At 58.0% G+C, this 21,476-nt stretch carries 13 protein-coding genes and 1 pseudogene; 5 read left to right on the top strand and 9 right to left on the bottom strand.

Going from position 1 to position 21,476, the window contains the following annotated elements:
* Nucleotides 1–458, bottom strand: a pseudogene (locus Q0Z93_RS01475) (hypothetical protein); the annotation flags it as partial.
* Between the two features lie 348 nt (nucleotides 459–806).
* Here Q0Z93_RS01475 and rsgA point away from each other — a divergent pair.
* From rsgA to Q0Z93_RS01455, 4 genes are all read left to right on the top strand, one after another.
* The gene (gene rsgA, locus Q0Z93_RS01470) at nucleotides 807–1,766 is read left to right on the top strand and encodes a ribosome small subunit-dependent GTPase A (protein WP_298061864.1); all 960 of its coding nucleotides are present in this window, start codon (nucleotides 807–809) and stop codon (nucleotides 1,764–1,766) included.
* Entirely contained in the window at nucleotides 1,735–2,580 is an 846-nt protein-coding gene (locus tag Q0Z93_RS01465; protein WP_298061862.1) for an RNA methyltransferase, read from the top strand. Before rsgA ends, Q0Z93_RS01465 begins: the two co-directional genes overlap by 32 nt.
* A 44-nt stretch (nucleotides 2,581–2,624) precedes the next feature.
* Nucleotides 2,625–5,324 carry a glycoside hydrolase domain-containing protein gene (locus Q0Z93_RS01460; protein WP_298061860.1) on the top strand — a complete coding sequence of 900 codons (2,700 nt, stop codon included), beginning with the start codon at nucleotides 2,625–2,627 and terminating at the stop codon, nucleotides 5,322–5,324.
* Nucleotides 5,325–5,668: 344 nt separating this feature from the next.
* Nucleotides 5,669–6,859 carry an aspartate aminotransferase family protein gene (locus tag Q0Z93_RS01455; RefSeq protein ID WP_298061858.1) on the top strand — a complete coding sequence of 397 codons (1,191 nt, stop codon included), beginning with the start codon at nucleotides 5,669–5,671 and terminating at the stop codon, nucleotides 6,857–6,859.
* 70 nt (nucleotides 6,860–6,929) lie between these two features.
* Here Q0Z93_RS01455 and gltX read toward each other — a convergent pair whose 3' ends face one another.
* The 4 genes from gltX to Q0Z93_RS01435 form a co-directional block, all read right to left on the bottom strand.
* Nucleotides 6,930–8,465, bottom strand: a complete 1,536-nt coding sequence (gene gltX, locus Q0Z93_RS01450; protein ID WP_298061856.1) for a glutamate--tRNA ligase — start codon at nucleotides 8,463–8,465, stop codon at nucleotides 6,930–6,932.
* Nucleotides 8,466–8,806: 341 nt separating this feature from the next.
* Nucleotides 8,807–11,704 (bottom strand): translation initiation factor IF-2, encoded by a 2,898-nt coding sequence (gene infB / locus Q0Z93_RS01445; protein ID WP_298061854.1) that lies wholly within the window; start codon nucleotides 11,702–11,704, stop codon nucleotides 8,807–8,809.
* A 97-nt stretch (nucleotides 11,705–11,801) separates the two neighbouring features.
* Entirely contained in the window at nucleotides 11,802–13,040 is a 1,239-nt protein-coding gene (gene nusA / locus Q0Z93_RS01440; protein WP_298061851.1) for a transcription termination factor NusA, read from the bottom strand.
* A gap of 71 nt (nucleotides 13,041–13,111) precedes the next feature.
* On the bottom strand, nucleotides 13,112–13,753 hold the full coding sequence (locus Q0Z93_RS01435; protein ID WP_298061849.1) for a hypothetical protein: 642 nt from the start codon (nucleotides 13,751–13,753) through the stop codon (nucleotides 13,112–13,114).
* 465 nt (nucleotides 13,754–14,218) lie between these two features.
* On the opposite strand from Q0Z93_RS01435, the gene Q0Z93_RS01430 reads away from it, so the two are divergent.
* Complete coding sequence (locus Q0Z93_RS01430; protein ID WP_298061847.1) at nucleotides 14,219–14,638, top strand: hypothetical protein; 420 nt, start codon at nucleotides 14,219–14,221, stop codon at nucleotides 14,636–14,638.
* Between the two features lie 477 nt (nucleotides 14,639–15,115).
* Here Q0Z93_RS01430 and clpB read toward each other — a convergent pair whose 3' ends face one another.
* The 4 genes from clpB to Q0Z93_RS01410 form a co-directional block, all read right to left on the bottom strand.
* Nucleotides 15,116–17,707 carry an ATP-dependent chaperone ClpB gene (gene clpB / locus Q0Z93_RS01425; protein ID WP_298061844.1) on the bottom strand — a complete coding sequence of 864 codons (2,592 nt, stop codon included), beginning with the start codon at nucleotides 17,705–17,707 and terminating at the stop codon, nucleotides 15,116–15,118.
* A 134-nt stretch (nucleotides 17,708–17,841) separates the two neighbouring features.
* Nucleotides 17,842–19,443, bottom strand: a complete 1,602-nt coding sequence (locus tag Q0Z93_RS01420) for a glycoside hydrolase family 31 protein (RefSeq protein WP_298061842.1) — start codon at nucleotides 19,441–19,443, stop codon at nucleotides 17,842–17,844.
* A 29-nt stretch (nucleotides 19,444–19,472) separates the two neighbouring features.
* Nucleotides 19,473–19,802, bottom strand: a complete 330-nt coding sequence (locus Q0Z93_RS01415; protein ID WP_298061840.1) for a DUF4286 family protein — start codon at nucleotides 19,800–19,802, stop codon at nucleotides 19,473–19,475.
* 567 nt (nucleotides 19,803–20,369) lie between these two features.
* Nucleotides 20,370–21,260 (bottom strand): energy transducer TonB, encoded by an 891-nt coding sequence (locus tag Q0Z93_RS01410; protein ID WP_298061838.1) that lies wholly within the window; start codon nucleotides 21,258–21,260, stop codon nucleotides 20,370–20,372.
* Nucleotides 21,261–21,476 lie beyond the last annotated feature (216 nt).

Below are 21,476 nucleotides of genomic sequence, written 5' to 3'. Positions count from 1 at the left end.
TGAGTGTTGTGGGAAACATCGAGAGTGGTCAACTGATTGGCACCGCACCTCAGGTCTGTCAGTTGAGTGTTGTGGGAGACATCGAGAGCCGTCAACTGATTTTCGTAGCACCCCAGGTGTGTCAATTGAGTGTTGTGGGAAACATCGAGAGTGGTCAACTGATTGTAGTAGCACCAGAATTCTTTAAGTGATTTGAACTGCTCGAGACCTCTTACAGAAGTTATCAGTCCCCTATTTTCATAAGTTCCTGACACATCGATAGATTCAAGGTCGGCGACATCAATGGGAGTGACAGTCTTAGCATCGGTTATATATCCGCGCTCCTGAAGGACTTGAGCAAATATCGGATCAATCCATTCATCACCTACGGGCAGAGGTTCGTCATTATTGTCATCGCGGCATGATGCGGTTGTCAACAGTGCGATAAAAACTAATGACGCGAAAATCAGTTTTTTCATTGCTAACAGTTTTTTTGTAATGTTGTAAAGGTAGCTATAATTCAAGAAATTACAACCTTTTCAATAAACTATTTACAAGCGATACGCCACATTTTATCGTTACCGGACAACATAGTCGGCTCAAAAGCATTCGCACAGGCGATTGTCGCCGCTCCCGAGTCCGATGTACAGCGGTGCACAGTTCCTGTGGTTGCGGTGTCGAGCACGGGCCAGCCCACGAGCAGCAGGCCGAACAGGGACTGACAAAGTGTGGGAACAGAGATATGTCGTTTCGGGGACATGGACGATGCTCCAAGACACAAAAAATCCCCGGCCCGGCGATTCGCAGAAATTAGTAACTTTGCCCGCATGGCAGGACAGGCAGCGCAAATCGAAGGAATCGTCGTCAAAAGCACCGGCAGCTGGTACACCGTCTTCGACCCGGCCACGGGGCAGCGGTCGCGGTGCCGCATCCGGGGCGTGTTCCGCCTGCGCGGCAGCCGGACGACCAATCCCGTGACGGTGGGAGATCGCGTCAAAGCCGAGATCGGCGCCGACGAAGGCGACAACGTCATCACCGAAATCCTGCCCCGCACCAACTACATCATCCGGCGCGCCTCGAACCTCTCCAAAGAATCGCACATCATCGCGGCCAACATCGACACGGCCTATTTAGTGGCAACGCTCGACCGGCCGCCCACCAGCACCGAATTCATCGACCGTTTCCTGGTTACGGCCGAGGCATACCATATTCCCTCCGTTATCCTGCTGAACAAAATGGACTTGTTCGCCGGGCCGGAATTCCGGGAGATCATCGACGAACTGGCCGGCACCTATCGGAACGCGGGGTATGAGGTGCTCGAAATTTCGGCGAAAACCGGAATGGGCATCGACGAACTGCGCGCGCGGATGCAGAACAAGACTTCGCTCTTTACGGGTAACTCGGGCGTGGGCAAATCGACCCTGATCAACGCCATCGAACCGGGATTAGACTTGAAAACGGGAGCCATCTCGGACTACCACCACAAGGGGAAACACACGACGACTTTTTCCGAGATTTTTCCGCTCACGGGAGGCGGGATGCTGATCGACACCCCGGGGATCAAAGGCTTCGGGTTGGTGGACATCGCGCCGGACGAGCTGGCGCGGTATTTTCCCGACCTGTTCCGCTTGGCCCCGCATTGCCAATACTACAACTGCACGCATACCCACGAGCCGAACTGCGCGGTGACGGCAGCTGTCGCCGCAGGCGAAATCGCCGGGAGCCGGTATGTAAGTTACCTGAAAATGCTGGAAGATGACGACAAAGACGGGAAATACCGGAAATAACTACTTCGAGGAGAACCGCATGCCGACCAAACAGCAGCTGCGCGACCTGAACGCCTCGCTGCACACAGGGGACATCCGGCCGGTGTTGCGGGCCGTACCGGACGAGGCGACCGACATGCCGGAGCTTCTGCAGCGGAAAGTCGAATACCTGCGCGGCTTCGTGCTGCCGGAACGGTACGAGAGCTTGACGCGGCGGCTCGGTCTGCGCACGCGGTATATGGTCATGTGCCTCGAGGATATTTATTATCCGCACAACGCCAGCGCGGTGATCCGCAGCGCCGAGGCGTTCGGGATCCAGGAGCTGCACGCCGTGGAACACACCGTGCGGTTCGCGCCGAACAAGCATATCGTCCGGGGGACGGATCAGTGGTTGGACATTCGGAAGTGGAACGACACCCTTTCGTTGGTCGGCCATTTGCGGGGGCGGGGCTACCGGATCGCGGTAACGGCCCCGCCGCGGGTGGAATCTGCCTCCGGCGGGCCGCGCACGAACTTCACCCCGTCGGACTTCGATATAGCGGCGGGGCCGTTCGCCCTCTTTATGGGAACGGAAAAAACGGGAATCTCGGCAGAGCTGGCGGCGGAAGCCGATGCGGTCATCTCGATACCGATGGTGGGGTTCGCCGAAAGCCTCAACATCTCGGTTTCGGCGGCGATCGCGGCCCAACGGCTCACCGAACGCATCCGCGAACCGGAAAGCGGCGTGGCATGGCAGTTGGAACCGGACGACCGGGAACGGCTGCTCTACCGCTGGCTGTGCCACTCGGTGCGCGACTACCGGCGGATACTGGTGCGGGGCGGCTTCTCCGTGTGATTCGATCATTGCCGAAACAAAACAACTAACACCAAACCATACCGATGAAATCTTTCTTTATTTCTTTGGCCGCCCTTTGGCTGTGCGGCGGGGCGCTGCCTCCGGCGGCAGCGCAGGACAACATCACCAACGCTTTCGACGACCTGAAACGCCGCGGTGCCGTGCAGGGAGAGCACTCGCCGATGCGGGAGGCAGCTACGGCGGCCCAGCTCGAAACCTTGATGAACAGCCTGCCTCGACAAGGCTATTTCTGCTTTACCGAAGACCGCAGCCACGCGGTGCAGCGGGCCGACTCGCTGCCCGTGCGGTGGGTGCGGCGCCCGGCGGCGGAACGGGCCGATTTTCGGGGGACGGCAGCCCCGGGTGAGTTTTATACGTGGCAGGTGGCGCTCTATGCACCGCTATTTCCGCTTCGGAACATCACCCTGCAATTTTCCGCCTTGAAAGCGACGAACGGACGGGGACGCATTCCGGCCGACTCGATCCGCTGCTTCAACCTCGGCGGCATCGATCTGCGGGGACGGCAGTTCGCGAAACGGGTCGATATTCCGATGGGGAGGGTGCAGAGCTTGTGGTGCGGCGTCGCAGTGCCCGACGACATACCTGTCGGAACCTATGCGGGGCGGGTGACGGTTCGTCCGGAGGGAATGCCGGCGATGGAGATTCCGATCACTTTGAAAATCGAAGGGACACCGGTGTCGAACGGTGGGACGGACGAGGGGTGGCGCTTGGCGCGGCTTCGGTGGCTCGACTCGCAGATCGGCGTGGGGGAGGTCCCGACGGCACCGTATGTGCCGATTGCGGTCGAGGGTAACGCCATCGATTGGTTGGGCGGCCGGATCGTACTGGGGGACAATGGATTGCCGGCGACGATCGCGACGCGGTACGACACCCGGAACCGGCTCGATTCGACGGTCTCCAACCCGGTGCTGGCAGCTCCGATGCGTTTCATAGTCGAGACGGCGGACGGGCAAGTCGAGACATTTGCCGCGCGGCGCACCGAGTTGAAACGGCTCTCCGACGGACGGGCCGGGTGGAGGGCAGCGGGCCGCTTGGGTGAGCTGCAGATCGAAGTAGAGGGGACAATGGAGTTCGACGGATTCGGCGAATTAGACATGCGCGTGACTTCCAAAAAAGACATGGAAGTCAAGGACATACGTTTGGAGGTGCCGTATACGGCTTATGCAGCGCGGTATGCGATGGGGCTGGGGCGCAAGGGCGGTTTCCGGCAGCCGGACGCACCGGCGTTCGTGTGGGACACCACCCGGCATCAGGATGCGTTGTGGATGGGAAATGTCAATGCGGGGCTCAACCTGAAATTCAAAGACCCGTCGAACTACCGGCGGCCGTTAGTCAATATCTACTATGCGCTGGGGCGGCTCCGTATGCCCGGCTCGTGGGGCAACGGCGGCCGCGGGGGCGTGCGGGTGGCGGAGAGCGGCGACAGCTGCGTCGTGGTAACGGCTTACTGCGGGCCGCGGACGATCCGCCGGGGCGAGACGCTCGATTTCGGCCTCGAAATGTCAGTGACGCCGGTCAAACCGCTCGACATGGAGCACCATGTGACGGAACGGTTCTACCACTCGAACAGCGACCTCAGCGAACGTTACATTCCGGCAGCGCGGGAGGCGGGGGCCAACTTCATCAACATCCACCACAAAAAGGAGATCTATCCGTACATCAACTACCCGTACTTCGACGAGTGCGCGGCCGATTTCCGGGCATTCGCCGACAGCGCGGCGGCAGCGGGGATCGGGATGAGGGCTTACTATACGACGCGCGAACTGACGGTCAAGGTGCCGGAGCTGTGGGCTTTGCGGAGCTTGGGCGACGAGGTGATCCACGACGGGCCGGGCAAGGATACCCGGACGCTGATTCATCCCGATGGGCCGAACCGTTGGCTGTCGGAAAACTTGGGGGATCATTTCATCCCGGCGTGGTTCAATGCGTTCCGCGAAGGGAAATATCGAGGCGAGATGGATATTTCGGTCATCACCACGCCCGACTCGCGGTGGAACAACTACTACCTCGAGGGGCTGCAGTGGATGATTCGGAATTACGGACTGCGGGGTATCTACATCGACGACAGTGCGCTGGACCGCGAGACGCTCAAGCGGGCGCGGCGGCTGCTGGACGGGGACGGGGTGCGGCGGCAGATCGACATTCACTCGTGGAACCACATGAACGAGTGGGCGGGGTATGCCAATTCGCTGCACATGTACCTCGACTTGCTGCCGTATGTGGATCGGACGTGGCTCGGCGAGGGGTTCGGGGCGGACAACACGCCGGATTTCTGGTTAGTCGAGATGTCGGGGATTCCGTTCGGTCTGATGAGCGAGACGCTGGATGCGCAGAATGTCTGGCGGGGAATGGTCTACGGCATGGCGCCGCGGCTGCCGTGGAGCGGGAATCCGGTGCCGTTGTGGAAGTTGTGGGACGCGGTGGGGATGCAGCGGGCCGTGATGTCCGGATGGTGGGATCCGGCCGCGCCGGCGACGACCGACAATGCGAATGTGCTGGCCACGACCTACAAACTGCCGGGGGAAAAGGCGCTGCTGGCGGTGGCGAACTGGACGAACGAACCGCAATCGTTCCGCCTGACGATCGATGCGGATCGGCTGGGATTCGTGCCGGTGCAGGCGGCGCTGCCGGAGGTGGAGACTTTGCAATCGGCGGCGCCGCTCGACCTCTCCCAATCGCTGACGGTCGAGGGGGGCAAAGGCCTGTTTATTTTACTGTATTAATCGTTCGCTTTTTTGTAACTGTGTTTTAGCAACAGGAGTGAACTGTTCTCTTTGTGAACAAAGAGAACCAGAAAAACTTTCTGAGATGCTTCGCATCTCTTAAGCCTGCCGGATACCCTTGTTCTCGATTTGTCGGGGTGCGGGGAATCGGGCCGATTAGGTGAGCCTCAATATACGGCCCAATTCCCGCGCCCCGAACCCAATGCAAAGAAAGAGGACTGCGGAGCCTAAGGAGTAGCGCAGCTATCTGAAAGTCTTTTGGGTACCTTTTCTTCAGAAAAGGTACGGTTCCATCCAGTAGCCAAACACAGTTCACAAAAAAGCGAAGGTTTAAATTTTGCAGGATGGAAATACTACGCAAACAATTTCTGCGCCACGTGGGACAGACTTCGGACGCACCGTTGATGATCGAAGTGGCACGGGCCGAGGGAATCTATTTCTATACACCGGAGGGACGGCAGTATGTCGATCTGGTGTCAGGCGTATCGGTGAGCAACGTCGGCCACGGGAATCCGGCAGTGGTCGAGGCCGTGTGCGCGCAGGCGAGGGACTACATGCACATCATGGTCTACGGCGAGATGGTCGAACGGCCGCAGGTGAAATATGCGACAACCATTGCCGAACTGCTGCCGGCACCGTTGGAAAGCGTCTATTTCGTCAATTCGGGTGCGGAGGCGGTCGAGGGGGCGTTGAAGCTCGCGAAACGGTATACCCACCGGACGGAGATCGTCTCGTTCCTCAACGCTTACCACGGCTCGACCCACGGGGCGATGAGCGTGATGGGCGGGGAGGCGTTCGTGGGGGCATACCGGCCGCTGCTGCCGGATACGCGGAAGCTGCGGTACAACTGTTTCGAGGATTTGGCACAGATTACGGAGCGGACAGCGTGCGTGCTGGTCGAACCGGTGCAGGGCGAGGGTGGGGTGCGGCCGCCGGCGGCGGGATTTTTGGAGGCGCTGCGGGCGCGATGTTCGGCGGTGGGGGCACTGTTGATTTTCGACGAGATTCAGACCGGTTTCGGGCGCAGCGGCGAGATGTTCGCGCTGTTCAAATACGGCGTAACACCGGACATTCTTTGCTTAGCGAAGGCGTTGGGCGGGGGAATGCCGCTCGGGGCGTTCGTATCGTCGAACGAAATCATGGCCGGATTCCGGAGCGATCCTCCGTTGGGGCATATCACAACGTTCGGCGGCCATCCGGTCTGCTGTGCGGCGGGACTGGCTGCGTTGGAGTATATTCGGGAGCACGATCTCGCGCGGCAGGCGGAGGCGAAAGGACGGCTGTTCGAGGAGTTGCTGAAAGATCACCCGGCGGTGGTCGAAATCCGGCGGAGCGGCTTGCTGTTGGCGGTGGAATTGGGGGCGTCGGAACGGCTGTTCCGAGCGATGGAGCTGTTGGGCAAGGCGGGCTATCTGTCGGACTGGTTCCTGTTCTGCGACACGGCGTTCCGCATCTCGCCGCCGCTGACCATCACGGAAGAACAGATCCGGGAGTGTTGCGCGGATATTTGCGAAAAGGTGTTGAACCGGTTGTAAATTGATTATGTGGGGAGGGTCGGGCACTTTTATGCCCGACCCTCCCTTTATCCGCCGGAACCGTTGTCTATCAGCCCAATATTTCGTGCGCCCGTTCAATCCGCCGCAGAAATTCTTCGCGTCCGATGACCTCCGCAATGTCGAACAGGTTGGCTCCCGTACTGCTTCCCACCAAAGCCAGGCGCAGCGTATTCATAATCTTGCCCATCGGCAGCCCTTGCTCCTCGATCCACGCGTGTGCCTTGGCCTCCAAGTCCGGCGCCGTGAACTCTTCGACCACCTCCAATTGCCGCCTCAGGTTTTGCAGGTGTTCCGGATTGTCGTCTTTCCAGAACTTGGCCATCGCTTTCGGATCGTAGCTCTGCGGCGCTTCAAAGAAATAGGCGGCCAGCGGCCACAAGTCCCCGATAAAGACCGCCCGCTCCTTCACCAACCCCATGATCCGCTCCACTTTCGACACAGGGGTATCCCCGTATCCATGCTCCGCCAGCACCGGCAGGAACAGCGCCGCCAACTCCGCATCCGACTTCCGGTGCAGGTACTGCGCGTTGAACCACCGCGCCTTTTCCGGATCGAACCGCGCCCCCGACTTGCTCACCCGTTCGAGCGAGAAGAGGTCGATGAGTTCGGTCATCGACAGGATTTCCGAATGGTCGTTCCCCGGGTTCCATCCCAACAGGGCCAGCAGATTGACGAACGCTTCCGGGAAATACCCGTCCTCGCGGTATCCCCTCGCTCCGTCGCCGCCGTCCTGCGGTTTCCATTGCAACGGGAAAACCGGAAACCCGAGTTTGTCCCCGTCCCGCTTGCTGAGTTTGCCTCCGCCCGTCGGCTTGAGCAGCAGCGGCAGGTGGGCGAACCGCGGCATCCGATCCGTCCACCCGAACGCCCGATAAAGCATCACGTGCAGCGGCAGCGACGGCAGCCACTCTTCCCCCCGGATCACATGGGTGATCTCCATCAGATAATCGTCCACAATGTTCGCCAGGTGATAAGTCGGCAGCCCGTCCGCCGATTTATAGAGCACCTTGTCGTCTAAGGTCGAGCTGTTCACCGTGACATGTCCCCGGATCATGTCGTCCATCTCGATCGTTTCGTTTTCGGGCATCCGGAACCGGATCGTCCATTGGTCGCCCCGCGCGATCCGCGTCCGCACTTCCGCCTCCGGCAAGGCGAGCGATGTCGCCAACCGGTTCCGCACGGCATAGTTGTAGGCAAAAGTCTCGCCCCGTGATTCGTACTCTTTCCGAATGGCGTCCAACTCCTGCGGCGTGTCGAACGCATAGTACGCCCACCCTTCGCCGACGAGCTGTTCGGCATACCGGAGGTAAATCTCGCGCCGTTCGCTCTGCCGGTACGGAGCGTGCGGCCCTCCGACGCTCACCCCTTCGTCGATCTCGATGCCGCACCATTTCAGCGACTCGATGATGTACGCTTCGGCTCCCGGCACGAACCGGTGCGAGTCGGTGTCTTCGATGCGCAGCAGGAATGTCCCGCCGTGCTGGCGGGCGAAAAGGTAGTTGTACAAGGCGGTACGTACCCCGCCCATATGCAGCGGCCCCGTCGGACTGGGGGCGAATCGGACTCTGACAGGTCTGTTATCCATAGTAGGTATGCGATAATGTGGTATGATCTTTTCGATATGCGAAAATACAAACTTTATTCCGTTCTTTGTTCTCAGGCCGGATCATCATTCGAGGGCGGGCCCGGCCTCTTTTTCGGATTGGGCGATCGGGCCGCCTCAACGGTCGGCCCGCAGCTTCGGTTTGCATGCCTCGGTTCGCGTAGCTCCCCGGCCCGGAGCCGAACGCTCAAGGAATCGCGTCCTCTGGCCTGAAAAAGGTGATGAAAAAGGCGGGATTCCCCATCGGAAATCCCGCCTCGAAACACCCAAGTCCGTCGTATATCGAACAGATGCCGAAAAAGACCGGCAAGCCTCACCCGAGACTACCCCAATTTCCTCGCCACTTCCACCTGCTCGTATCCCTCGACAATATCCCCTACCTTAATATCATTGTAGTTTTCGATATTCAAGCCGCATTCCATATTCGGCCCGACCTCCTTGACGTCGTCCTTAAACCGCCTGAGCGATCCTAATTTCCCGGTATAGACCACGATCCCGTCCCGAATCACCCGCACGAGCGTATTCCGCGTGATTTTCCCCTCGCGCACCAAGCATCCGGCCACCGTCCCCACCCGTGTAATCTTGAAGACTTCCATCACTTCCACCGAGCAGGTGATCTCTTCTTTGGTCTCCGGCGCCAGCATCCCTTCGATCGCATCCTTGATCTCGTTGATGGCGTCGTAAATAATGGAGTAGAGCCGTATTTCGATCTCTTCCTTCTCGGCCAATTTCCGCGCCGACGCCGACGGCCGCACCTGGAACCCCACAATCACCGCATTGGATGCCGCCGCCAGCAGCACGTCGCTCTCCGAGATCGGCCCCACCGCCTTGTGAATCACGTTCACCTGCACCTCTTCCGTCGAAAGTTTCACCAAGGAGTCCGTCAGCGCCTCGATCGAGCCGTCCACGTCCCCTTTGATAATCACATTCAGCTCCTTGAAGTTCCCCACCGCGATGCGCCGTCCGATTTCGTCGAGCGTAATGTGTTTCTGCGTCCTCAAGCCCTGCATCCGTTGCAGCTGTTCCCGTTTGTTGGCAATTTCGCGGGCCGACTTGTCGTCTTCCATCACGTTGAATTTGTCCCCTGCCTGCGGCGCCCCATTGAGCCCCAATACCAAGACCGGTGTCGACGGCCCCGCCTCCTGCACTTTCTGCCCCCGCTCGTTGAACATCGCCTTGACCCTGCCCGAGTAAGTTCCCGACAGCATCACATCCCCCACCCGAAGCGTCCCGGCGCTTACCAAAACGGTCGCCACATATCCCCGCCCCTTGTCGAGCGACGATTCGACCACCGTCCCCGAGGCATGTTTGTTCGGATTGGCTTTCAGGTCCAATATTTCCGCCTCCAACAGAACCTTTTCGAGCAGTTTGTCGACGTTGATCCCTTTCTTGGCCGCAATATCCTGCGACTGGTATTTCCCGCCCCACTCCTCGACCAGGTAGTTCATGTTGGCCAGTTCTTCCTTGATTTTTTCCGGATTGGCCCCCGGTTTGTCGATCTTGTTGATCGCGAAGACGATCGGCACCCCTGCCGCCTGCGCATGGTTGATCGCTTCGACCGTCTGCGGCATGACATTGTCGTCCGCGGCAATAATGATGATCGCCACGTCCGTTATCTTCGCCCCCCGCGCACGCATGGCGGTGAACGCTTCATGCCCCGGCGTGTCGAGGAAGGTGATCCGCCGCCCGTCCTCCATCTTCACGCTGTACGCCCCGATATGCTGCGTAATCCCCCCTGCTTCGCCCTCGATGACGTTGGTGTTCCGGATAAAGTCGAGCAGCGATGTCTTCCCGTGGTCGACGTGTCCCATGACCGTCACGATCGGCGGCCGCGGCAACAAGTCTTCCGGCCGATCCTCCTCGACTTCGATCGCCTCCTGAATGTCCACGGTCACAAATTCCACTTTGTACCCGAACTCTTCGGCCACAATCACCAATGCCTCGGCATCCAGCCGCTGGTTGATCGACACCATCAGCCCGAGGTTCATGCAAGCGGTAATGACTTCCGTCACCGGTACGTCCATCATCGTGGCCAATTCGCTCACCGTCACGAATTCCGTCACTTTGAGAATCGACTTTTCGCGTTCCTGCTGCTCCATCTCCTCGGCCATCCGCCCATGAATCGCCTCCCGTTTGTCCCGCCGGTATTTCGCGCTCTTGCTTCCTTTCCCTTTCGAGGTCAGCCGGGCCAGCGTTTCTTTGATCTGTTTCTGCACATCTTCTTCGCTCACCTCCTGCCTTACGACCGGCTTCGGCCCGCGGTTACTTCCGCCGCGGTTATTGTTTCCGCCGCGCCCGCCATTATTGCCGCCGAAACGGCCGCCATTGTTATTGGCCCCGCCGCGGCTGCTCCCGCCTCCATTGCCCGATCCGCCATGACCGCCGGCCGGACGCGAAGCTCCCGGCGTATTGGCCACATCGACTTTCCCTTTCTTGATCCGGTTGCGTTTGCCGCGTTCGCCTCCCCGACCCCGTTCATAGGATGTCGGCAGTTCGATCTTCCCCACGATCTTCGGCCCGGCCAGCCGATTGGCGTCGTCATTGGCCCGAAATACTTCCGGTTCTTTATGCGTATTCGGTTCGGGTTTCGATGTCGGTTCCGGTTTCCGCTCACTCTTCGCCTCCGGTTTCGCTTCGGTCTTCGCTTCGCTTTTCGGCTGAGTTTCCGCATGGGTTTGCCCCGCAGCCGGTTTCTTGATCTCCGTTTTCTGCGGCTGTTGCCCCGCCGGTTTTCCGGCCTCCGTTTTATCCGCCGCCCCCGCAACCGCGGCAGCAGCAGTAGAGATAGCAGAGGCAACAGTAGTAGAGGCAGCTGAAGTAGCAACCGCCTTCTTCTTCCCCCCGTCCAGGTCGAGTTTCCCCACCACTTTCGGCCCGCTCAATGTCTCGACCGGAGTGGAGAATACTGCGTTGGTTTTGACATGGATCACCTCGTCGTCGGCTTTCCCCGACGATTTGCCCGCCCCTTGGGCCGTACCGTTATCATGCAGCGAAACGCTTTCTTTCACCGGTTTGATCTTCTCCCGGATATTGACTTTCTCCACACTTTTCCCCCCGAACTCCGCCCGCACGAGTTCCACCGCCCGCGGGTCGAGGATCGTGCTCGGCCCGTGCTCCACCTTGATGCCTTTCTTCTCCAGGAACTCCACAATGGTTCCCTGACCGACGTTGTACTCGCGTGCAACGCCGCTCAATCTGACTTTTGTCTGTTTCTCTGCCATGTATCGTCTGTCTTACCTCTTTGTTACGTTTCGCCGGCTTGTCGGCCCGGCCGCCTTAAGGATCGATTGTTTCCGCCGCAAAGGACGTGCGTATGTCCTATTCAAATTCGCTTCGCAGAATCCGAAGCACTTCCTGGATGGTCTCCATCTCCAGGTCGGTTCGTTTGGCTAAGTCGTCCGCGCTCTGCGCCAGCACCCGTTTGGCCGTATCCAGTCCGATTTTCTTGAACTGGTCGATGATCCACGGTTCGATTTCGTCCGTAAATTCGCTCAGATCCACGTCTTCCTCGTCTTCCTCGCCCGTTTCGCGATAGACGTCGATGTCGTATCCCGTCAGCATACTGGCCAACCGGATATTGAGCCCCCCCTTCCCGATGGCCAGCGAGATTTCGCTCGGTTTGAGGTGCACTTCGGCCGTCTTGGTCTCCTCGTTGATGTCAATAGACAGGACTTTCGCCGGATTCAATGCCCGCTGGATCATCAAGCTCGGATTCGAGGTATAGTTCACCACGTCGATATTCTCGTTCCGCAGCTCTTTCACGATCCCGTAAATCCTCGACCCCTTGACCCCCACGCATGCCCCCACCGGGTCGATCCGTTCGTCGTAAGATTCCACCGCCACCTTCGCCCGCTCGCCCGGAATGCGCACGATCTTCTTAATCGTTATCAGCCCGTCGAAAATCTCCGGCACTTCCAGCTCGAACAGCCGTTCGAGGAACTCCGGCGCCGTCCGCGACAGAATGATTTTCGGACTGTTATTGATCATCTCGACTTTCGACACGATAGCGCGAATGGTATCCCCTTTCCGGAAAAAGTCGCTCGGAATCTGCTCCGCTTTCGGCAGCAGCAGTTCGTTGTCTTCATCATCCAGCACCAGAATCTCGCGTTTCCAAACCTGATAGACCTCCCCGGTAATGATTTCCCCCACCCGTTCGGTGTATTTCTGAAAGAGATTCGCTTTTTCGAGGTCCGAAATCCGCGAGGCCAGATTCTGTCGGATAGCCAGCACGCTCCGCCGCCCGAAATCGGAAAACTTGACTTCCGTGGCCACCTCTTCCCCCACTTCATACGTCGGGTCTATCTTCTTGGCGTCGCTCAAGCTGATCTGGGTATTCTCGTCCAGCACATCGCCGTCTTCCATCACCAGTCGGTTCCGCCATATCTCGAAGTCGCCGCTCTCGGTGTTGATGATAATATCGAAGTTTTCGTCCGACCCGTAGGTCTTGACCAGCATATTGCGGAAGACGTCCTCCAGCACGCTCACCATCGTGGCGCGGTCGATATTCTTCAGTTCCTTGAACTCGGCGAAAGTGTTGATCAGGTTTATTGTTTCCATCGCTCTTTTCTGCAAACTCCCCCGTTTGACTGTCGGGAGCATTTAGTATGTTGTTTTGTTTTAGATTCCGATTACTTGAACTCGAAATGTTCGGTCACCGCCTTGGTATCCGCCAGCGCGATCCGTTCGCGCCGTTCGACGGGTGTTTTGCGTTTCTTCCCCGGGAGCAATTCTTTGACTTCGTACATCACTTCGATGGCCGCCGGCGCATCTTCCTCCGTCCCGGCATTGTCATAGCCGACCCCGCAAAGCACAATTCCCGCCAATTTCCGCCCGTCCCGGAAAAGTACGTCCACCCTCGGCAACCCATCGCCGTGCAAGCCGGCATTCTGCATGAGTTTCCGGTACTGCCGCCCCTTTTTGATCGGCCGTCCTAATCCCGCCGACATCACCGACAGGGAAAAATCGGCCTCCTCTTCTCCCCCTTCCCCCTCTGTCTTCGGCAATACACGCCGCAACCTTTCGGCAATCTCCCGGTTCAACAAAGCGCAGTCGTCGATCCCCACGCCCCGCAACCGTCCGTCATCCAATATCCCGTCGCAATCCACCGAGACTTCGATCTCATCGACCCCCGCAGCACTTCCTTTGCAAGAGAGTTCCACCACAAAAAATCCTTTTTCCGCCCAAGGCGAAAGCGCGGCACTATCCCCTTGCATCGAAATGCCTTCGACGACCGAATAAACCGCATCCCGCACCAAATCTGTATAATCCATACGCTTTAAAACAGAAAACGGAGGTCAATCACCCCCGTTCCGAAAACCCTCCGGCTACGAACACACATCCGCAACGCTGCAAATATATGCAATATTATAGGGTTCTGCAAACCATACCTGCAAATTTCATTGCGTTCCTCCCTTTTTCAAAACCTATCTTTTGCCGGAATATCGAAAAAAACTTACCTTTGGATCATCGGATTTCCGCTGTGGATTCCGGACATAAATTGCTCAATCGTCATCAGAATCACCACCTAAGAACGAACGCGAGCAAATTCCTGCCTGATTGGGACAACTGCGTTTTGACGTAGGGTTATCCCGTTTAGGCAGGTGGGCTTGTGGTGAGCCTTGATGACGTATGGCGATAGCTCTACGTCTTTTTTTATTGGATGATGCGCTGTCCCCGGCAACATGGCATTCCTGTCAATGCAATAATAAAACGTTTAACTAAATCACCACACGATCATGAACAAAATCATGAACAAATTCAGCATCATGCTGCTTGCCGCAGCAACGGGTACGGCGTTCACTTCATGTGCTACGGTCTTTTGCGGTTCCCGTGCAAAAGTGACTTTCGACGCCAACGTCCCGACGGAGTCGGCGACACTGACCATCGACGGTAAAAGGCACGAGGTCGCCTCTTTCCCGTACACGACAAAAATCAAACGGGGATTCACCGATACGGAAGTAAAGGCGGAAGCTCCGGGATATGAACCCGTACGTTTTACCATTTACAAAAATTTCAACGCCGTTTCCGTAATCAACCTGCTTGAGATTTTAGGATGGGGAATAGATGCTGCGACCGGGGCCATGATGAAACCCGACCAGCGGTCTTATGAAATCATGTTTACAAAACCGGTAACCGAGAAAGCGAAAGCAGAATAGCCACAATTTCATTTTCACAACAAGAGAGGGGTGTCTTTACGACACCCCTCTCTTCTTTAATCAGCCCTTGATCTGATGTTTCGCAAAAAAGAATGTTCTTTGCGACCCCATTTCGGCTCAACACAGGGCTTTGCTTTTCACATACTCTCTCTGTCAGGCCAGAGCCACCCCGGGGGAAGCCCGTGTGAAAGTTATTTTAAAAATTGTAGGGTAAAAGTTCTGCGTGTTCGACCTCGCGCCCATCCCTAAGGCTGAGCAAACTCCCGGTCGGAGTGCCCGGCGGCACCGCGGAGGTCGGCGATTCCAAAGGATCGCAATATAAAGAGCGGTCTATTGCTCCGGCCCAAAGAAAACGCAATGCAAGAGGACTGCGGAGTCGGGTAATTACAGCCCGGCAAGCCCCGATGGGGCCTTTCTTTCAAGAAAGCGACAGTCCCGCACGGCGCAATGCTAAATAAACCTACGGTTCAGGCGGGATCAGTTGGAGAACGTCAGACCCAGGTCCGAAGCATCCACCACGACCGGTTTTTCCTTGTTCACCCGGCCACTCAGGATCTGTTTCGACAACTCGTTCACCAAATTCCGCTGCAGCGACCGCTTGATCGGCCGCGCCCCGAACTGCGGGTCGAACCCATCCTGCGCCAGCCATTCCACCGCCCGGTCGCTCACCGACAGCTCGATGCCGCTCTGCGCCAGCATCCGCGCCAGCGCATCGATCTGCAAAGTCACGATCTGCCTTACATCGGCCAGCGTCAGCGGCAGGAACATGATGATCTCGTCGATCCGGTTCAGGAACTCCGGACGGATCGTCTGCTTCAGCAAATCCATCAATTCATTCTTCGTCGATTCGATAATTCCATCTCGCTTATCCTGCGCCATCTCCTTGTCGTTCAAGCCGTCGAACCGCTCGTTGATCAAATGCGAACCGATGTTCGACGTCATGATGATGATCGTGTTGCGGAAATCGACCGTCCGCCCCTTGTTGTCCGTCAGCCGGCCATCATCCAGCACCTGCAGCAGGATGTTGAAGACATCCGGATGCGCCTTTTCGATCTCGTCGAGCAAGACCACCGAATAAGGCTTCCGCCGCACCGCCTCGGTCAGCTGCCCCCCCTCGTCGTAACCCACGTATCCCGGAGGCGCCCCGATCAGCCGCGACACACTGTGCCGCTCCTGGTATTCGCTCATGTCGATCCGCGTCATCAGGGCCGCATCGTTGAACAGGAACTCCGCCAACGCCTTCGCCAACTCGGTTTTCCCCACCCCCGTGGTACCGAGGAAGATGAACGACCCGATCGGCTTGTGCGGGTCCTGCAGCCCCGCCCGCGACCGCCGCACCGCATCCGAAATCGCCCGGATCGCCTCGTCCTGACCGATCACCCGCTTATGCAGCTCGTCCTCCATGAAAAGCAGTTTTTCGCGTTCGCTGGCCAGCATCCGGCTCACCGGAATCCCCGTCCACCGAGAAACCACCCCTGCAATATCCTCTGCATCGACCTCCTCCTTGATCATCGGATTGTCGTTCTGGTTCTCGCCCAACTGCGCCTGCAACCGTTCGATCTCCCGCTCCGCCTCCTGAATCTTGCCGTAGCGCAGCTCCGCCACCCGACCGTAGTCACCCCGGCGCTCTGCATCGACCGCCTCCGACTTGAACCGGTCGATCGCCTCCTTCTCCTTCTGAATCCCCTCGATGATGTCGCGTTCGCCCTGCCATTTCGCCCGCAGCGCATTGCGCTGGGCATTGAGCTCCTCGAGCTGCCGGGTCAGTTCTTCGACCTTCTTGTCGTCGTTTTCGCGGCGGATCGCCTCCCGCTCGATCTCCAACTGGCGCACCCGGCGATCCAGTTCGTCGATCTCTTCCGGCACCGAATTCATCTCGGTACGCAGCTTGGCCGCCGCTTCGTCGATCAGGTCGATCGCCTTGTCGGGCAGGAACCGCGAGGTGATATACCGGTGCGACAGTTCGACCGAAGCGATGATCGCCTCGTCCTTGATCCGCACTTTGTGGTGGTTTTCGTACCGCTCTTTCAGCCCCCGCAGGATCGAAATCGCGTCCGGCACGCTCGGCTCATCCACCATCACTTTCTGGAACCGCCGTTCGAGGGCCTTATCCTTTTCAAAATACTTCTGGTACTCGTCCAGCGTCGTCGCCCCGATCGCCCGCAACTCGCCCCGCGCCAATGCCGGCTTCAGGATATTGGCCGCATCCATCGCCCCCTCGCCTCCGCCGGCGCCGACCAGCGTGTGAATCTCGTCGATGAAGAGGATGATCTGCCCGTCGGAGTCGATCACCTCCTTGACCACCCCTTTCAGCCGCTCTTCAAACTCGCCTTTGTACTTCGCCCCGGCGATCAAGGCCCCCATGTCGAGCGAAAAGAGCTGTTTGTCTTTCAGGTTTTCCGGCACGTCGCCGTCCACGATCCGGTGGGCCAGCCCCTCGGCAATGGCGGTCTTCCCCACCCCCGGCTCCCCGACGAGGATCGGGTTGTTCTTGGTGCGCCGGGTCAGGATCTGGAGGACGCGCCGGATCTCGTCGTCGCGCCCGATCACCGGGTCGAGCCGCCCCTTGCGCACCTGTTCGATCAGGTTGATGGCGTATTTCCCCAACGAATCGAACTGCTGTTCGCTGGTCTGGCTGTCGACCGCAGCCCCTTTGCGCAGCTCTTTGATCGCCGCCACGAGCTCTTTTTCGGTGACGCCCGCGTCTTTGAGCAGCCGGCCGACTTCGACCAACCCCAACAGGATATGTTCCGGCGTGACGTATTTGTCCCCGAATTGGGCAGTGGCCTGCATGGCCTTTTGCATCACTTGGCTGCTCTCCGGCGAAAGGTAGGGTTCGCCGCCCTGCACTTTCGGCAATCGGGAAAGGCTGTGGTCGACCGATGTCCGCAAGGCTGCCATGTTGACCCCCACCTTGTTCAGCAGGTAGACGCCGATGGAGTCCTCTTCCCGCAGTATAGCGCTCAGGATATGGGCCGGCTCGACGGCCTGCTGCCCTCCGGCTACGGCGAGGTTCACCGCCTGCTGGAGCAGCTCCTGGGCTTTAATCGTCAAGTTGTTAGTCGTCATGATATGAATGATTTTTATATTTTCGGGTTCGGTTTACGTTTCCGGATCAGTACAAACTCCTTGCCAAAAAAGGGGCGTATGACATTTTGTCACACGCCCCTTTTTGTCATATACCGGCAGGTTCGGGAAAAAGCCTACCGTTTCAGTTCGTAATAAGGAATGCGCCCTGTCGGAGCCGACACTTCGATCACCAACGGCCCTTTGAACCGCTGTCCTAAGTCGTCCACCCACACACCGCGCGGCAGCCGTACCGTCCGCTTTCCGTCCGGCGTCAGGATCGGAGCCACCAGGTATTTCGCCCCCAGCATATATTGATCGCGGCAGTCCGAAAAACCGTTTTTCGGGTACATATATTCCATATAACGCACGATGGGTTCGCCGGTCAAGGCCGCCTGTCGTGCTGTTTCGAGGATATATGGTGCCATTTTCTCATGCAGTCTGGCCGCTGCGAGGCAATAACCCAGATGTTCTTTGTCCAGCACCCGCCACGGCGCCACCGAGAACTGCATCATCGGCATCATGGCCTGCAGCTGTGCCGACCGGACGATCAGGTCTTGATCCAACTGTTCCTGCGCTTCGGCCGAAAAATCGGCCACTTGTCCGCCCCCCACCATATCCGGGCAGGTGTACGGATACCCCATGATCCCCGCATTGAGCATCTCCGGGATCAGCGTTCGGAGGGCATCCCACGAGTTGTTTTTGTCCGAGAGCCGCTGCACCAGCGGATAGCCTTGCATCCCCCAGCAAGCCCGGTATTCGTTGTACGGGAAATGTGTCCCCAGCTCGGCCCATTTCCGGAGGTGATCCACCGCCCGCGCTGTCGTGTCGTAATAGTCCTGGGTCTGAGGATTATAGAAGTAGGTGTCTCCGGCGTCGAACTTGAATCCGTCCACACCGTATTCGTCCTGCAATCGTTTTAAGGTCTGGCGCAGGTGGTCGAAGGCTTTCGGGTTGGTCAGGTCGTAGCAGGCGCTGAATCCGTTCCACCACGGAATCAATGCGGCTTTATCCGAGCCTTTCTGCCGGATGAGGTACCCGGCGGCTTGCGCTTCGCGGAATTCCGGGCTGTCGGGGCTGACGAAAGGCGAGATCCAGAGCATCACTTTGAATCCTTTGCCGTGCAGCCGGTCGATCATCCCTTTCGGATCGGGAAAACGTTCGGCTTTGAAGTCGAAGTTCCCGTAGTAGCGCTGCCAGTTGTCGTCCACCATCAGAATTCCGGCGGGAAAGCCGTTGGCGAGCAGGTCGGCGGCATATTTCTCGATGTCGGCCTGGTTTTGGTCGTATTGCAGCTCGATCCATGTGTTGTACTGCGGCCGGCTGAAGAAGAGTGCCGGCGGAAGCTGGCCGTCGCTTTTGAAATGGGCGTTTTTGCCGAGGATAAAGGCTTCGCGCAGGTTTTTCCCGGCTTTCACGACTTGAACTCCGCCGGTCGGCGAGTCGATCGAGATTTTCGCTCCGTCGAATGTAAAGTCGAATGGCGTTTCGCTCCAGATGTATCGTCCGTAGTTGGAAACCAGAAACGGAACAGCTTGGTTCTGTTCGTTGTTGCTGCCGAGCGAGTAGGGTCCCGTGTTTTTTTCGGACAGGGGCATCATATTGCCTAAGGCGGTGAATGCTCCCCACCATTTTTCGCCGGTCAGCACCGGAATCTCGCTTTTATGCTGTGCCAAGGCGGTAGTTGTCTGCAGCAGGACGGCCAGTAAGGTGATTGCGATCTGTTCGTTTTTTTTCATAAAATCGGGGGGTAGCTGGGTAAAAGGGTTCAAATGTCGATCTTCTTGAGCAATGAGGTGAAGTGCAGGACTTGGTCTCCGAACAGGGGACGGGCGATTGTCGAGTATTCGCTCATCATGTCTTGCATGAAACGTTGGTATTCGCCGGTGTCTGGCACTTCGATTTGCAGGGAATAGGTGTAATGGGGGTCGCCGTTGTCGGTCAGCACGCGGGTGAAAATGATGCGCCTCTGTCTTTCCGTATCGTTGCTTCCGAAACCGGCTTCGCGCAGGTAGGGAATGAACTTACGAACGAAAAAATCGTACCACTGTGCGTGCACGGCAACTTCAACCATAAAAGAGGTATTCACTATATACATAGTATCTCTTAATTAACCGTTCGGTTATTCTCTGCCCTATGTTTGCGGGAACTGTTCTCTTTAACTTCGCTACGCTCGTTTTGCCTCCGGCTTCCTCGCGCTACCTCGGCATAGTCCGCCAGCGGCCTCTGCCCTCGGAACGTTGCTCGGTTCCTCCTCGCCGCTCTCAGGGTAGAGGCGGCCCGGTTCGAGTGCCGAGCGGCACCTGGCAGCGTCGGTTGTGAACAAAGAGAACCAGAAAAACTTTCTGAGATGCTAACGCATCTCTTGAGCCTGCCGGGTACCCTTGTCTTCGATTCTCTTGGGCCGGGAGCAATAGACCGCTCTTAATATTGCGGTTCGCAGAACCGCCGACCTCTGCGCCCAGCGGCGAAGCCGCTCGGGGGGTGGGCGCGAGGTCGAACTGAGGAGTAATAGAGCGGTCTATTGCCTCGACCCAAAGAAAATGCAATGCAAGAGGACTGCGGAGCCTAAGGAGTAGCGTAGCTATCTGAAAGTCTTTTGGGTACCTTTTCTTCAGAAAAGGTACGGTTGCCTCCAATTAAGGTACAGAATAAACGAACGACATTATTGAGCGACGAAGACATAAGTGATTGTACCCCGCTGTCGGTCAGGCGCCCCCGCATCCGCATTGAAAGAAGAAGCCATCGCCGCCTTCACCGCCCGATCCGCGATACACTCACCCGGCGAAGCCTTTTCGACCGTCGCACTCTTCACCACACCATTCCGGTCCACCAGAATGCCCACCACCACCGTTCCCCCCTCGCGGCACTGATAAGCCGGGACATGCAGATACGTCGCCTGCCGCCCCGCCAGATCGTACGACACCGTCACATTCCCCTGCACCTTCACCGTCTGCCGCTGCGAAGAACTGCTCTTGGCAGGAGAAGAGGTCGATTGCGGCATTTTGTGGCGTTTCGACATCTCCGCGATCTCGTCCATCCCCGAACGGAACGCCTGCCGGCCCTCCGCCAGCTCCCGCTGCACCCGTTCCGCCTCCGCCAGCAGTTTGTCCGCCTGCGTACCCCGGTCATCCTTCAGCGAAGGATCCATCTTGGCATTCTGATCCGACATCCGGTTCATCACCCGTTCGTAATGCCCCGGATCGATCTCCTCGACCGGTTTCGGTTTGATCTCCTCCGGCTTCGGCAATTCCGGCTCTTCCGGATTCACCAAATCCACATACATCGTCGTCGTGGGATTCTCGAGCACCACAATCTTGTAAGAGACGAAAAGAATGGCAGCGATCAGATAGAGCACCACCGTGACCAGCAGCCCCACCCGGTGCCTGTACACCCAGTCGCCCGCATCGCCCCTCCGCCTGCGGTTCTCGAACGGCAGGATGATTCGCTGGGGCCGATCGGCACCCGCCCCCCCCGCCGCAGAAGGCGCTTTTCGAGGTCGAACGGATTTGTCCGCCTGCTGTTCGGGACGGGCGGCGGGACGCTTGCCGCCCATGTGAAACAATCGGTTGCCGGAACCAGTTCCGGGCTTGCGTTTATTTTCTGATACGGACATTTGAGGCAAAGTTAATCATTTTTCCGATCTCCATACACAGCAAACATACTGCCGGAACCGCATTCCGCCGCCCGGTCTCCGGGAATCGCACGGGTCGGAACCGATAAAGTGGCATAATGTTATTTTTTTCATACCTTTGTCCCCAAAACTGACCAG

The organism is uncultured Rikenella sp. (genome assembly GCF_947628055.1).
Classification (GTDB): Bacteria; Bacteroidota; Bacteroidia; order Bacteroidales; family Rikenellaceae; genus Rikenella.
Note: the sequence above shows the minus strand (reverse complement) of the source record. Positions and strands in the feature narration are given on the sequence as shown.